The sequence below is a fragment of the Streptomyces sparsus genome, assembly GCF_054776295.1.
On the sequence record NZ_BAAHCA010000958.1, the window covers coordinates 1 to 1,795 of the forward strand.

1 protein-coding gene and 1 pseudogene are annotated in these 1,795 nt (G+C 75.8%); one reads left to right on the plus strand and one right to left on the minus strand.

Features of this window, described 5'->3' with window-relative positions; all coding sequences use genetic code 11:
- Positions 1–235 precede the first annotated feature (235 nt).
- Complete coding sequence (locus tag ACYVE9_RS25320; RefSeq protein WP_461030220.1) at positions 236–697, plus strand: type II toxin-antitoxin system PemK/MazF family toxin; 462 nt, start codon at positions 236–238, stop codon at positions 695–697.
- Between the two features lie 61 nt (positions 698–758).
- Here ACYVE9_RS25320 and ACYVE9_RS25325 read toward each other — a convergent pair.
- Positions 759–1,795 (minus strand): annotated as a pseudogene (locus ACYVE9_RS25325) (hypothetical protein); the annotation flags it as partial.

The following is a 1,795-nucleotide window of genomic DNA, read 5'->3' on the forward strand; positions in this document are numbered from 1 at the left end:
ACACCGGGAGCGACGGGACTGACCGTGCGGTCACCGTGGCCGAGCCGGAGGACGGCTGGAACGGGCCCTGGTGGAACGGCCGTTGGCTGTGGACGGCCGTGGGTGGGGCGCTCGCCGCGCTGGCCGGCGTCGGCGGGTACCTTCTGGCCGGGCGCCCGCGGGGGTGAACCGCGCGGTGCGGGGGGAAGGGCACCTGCCGGACCGGGTGCCCGCCCCCCGCAGTACCGTGGCGGCCGTGAACCTGAGCGACGAGCAGTCCGACAGCCCGGTCCTGTCCCCAGGACGGACCGGCGCCACCGCCACCACCGACGTCCGTGCCGACCGGATCCGCGGAGTGGTGACGGCCTACACCCCCGACCCCGACGGCGAGCCCGATCCCGGCGAGATCGTGTGGACGTGGGTCCCCTACGAGGAGAACGACGGCCGGGGCAAGGACCGGCCGGTGCTGGTGGTCGCCCGCGAGGCGGCCGGCACCCTGCTGGCCGTCCAGCTGACCAGCAGGCAGCAGAGCGACCATCACGAGTGGGCGCCGATCGGGAGCGGCCCGTGGGACCGCCAGGGCCGCGAGTCGTGGGTGGACCTGGACCGGGTGCTGCGCATCCACACCGAGGGCATGCGCCGGGAGGCCTGCGCACTGGACCGCGCCCGCTTCGGCCAGGTGGTGCACCGCCTCCAGCAGCGTTACGGCTGGCGCTGACCCGCACGGGCCGCGCGGGCCGCACGGGGAAGCCGGGGAAGCGGCCCGGGCCGGGAGGGCTTCAGCAGACGGTGGCCCGGGCGTTCGTCAGCAACGCCGCGCGCTCGTCCGCGGTGTGCTGCCCGTCCTCCCGCTCGGCCCAGCCGTCGTCCTCCAATGTGCGCAAGCAGCTCTGGAGTTGGCGAGCCTGCGGCGGCGGCACCGGACCGTCGAGCTCGTCCGGGAGGTCGGCGACGAGAGCCACGAACCGCCAGTCCGCGTCGGGATCCTCCAACTCGACGACGAGTTCGGCGTACGAGGTGATGCGGCCGTTCAGCACACCGTGGTGGATTACCTGGGCCCGGACACCGGGCTCCGGATCGTCCAGCAGTCCGGCGAGGGCGGCCTCGGCGGCGCGTGAGATTTCCGGGTCCGCGCACGTGAGGCCCATCGGGCCGTCGGTGGCGGCGACCAGCACGGCCGGCTCCGGGTCGTCGAGCAGCCGGACCAGCGCCGCCACGGCCCGGGCCTCGCCGTCCGCGTCCAGCGTGAGATCGGGAACGCCCAGGGCCGCCGCGCTGCGAGCGAGCGGGTCCTCGTGCGCGAGCGCGCGCAGGAACAGCGCCACGGGTGCTCGGACACCGCTGTGCCGGGTGAGCAGCGTGAGGTACGTGTCGAGCACGTCACCGAGCAGCTCCGGGCGGGCCTCCGGTCCCTCCGCGAGCGCAGTCAGCCGCTCGGTGACCGCCGCCGGATCGGTCGGCCCGCCGTTCTCCGCGTCCGCCAGGGTCCGCAGCGCGCGCAGGCCGAGCCGGGCCCGTTCCACGTCGGGATCGGCACACAGGGCCAGCGACTCCTCCAGCGCGAGGTCGACATCCCGCCGGTCGGTCCAGTGCGGCGCGTCGGGGTCCGGCAGCAGACGGTCCAGCACCGCGTCCTGCGCGTCGCTGCCCGCCGGCTGCTCCGCGGCCTCCGCCAGCACGCGGCGGACCTCGTCGCGCCCGCTCTCGCCGCTGCCGCTCGGCGCGGTCTGCTGCCTGCGGACCGCCCCGGCGAGCAGGGCGATCGCCTCGCCCAGGGACTCCCGGGTCTGCGCGGCGCTCTCCCAGCCGTCGAGAT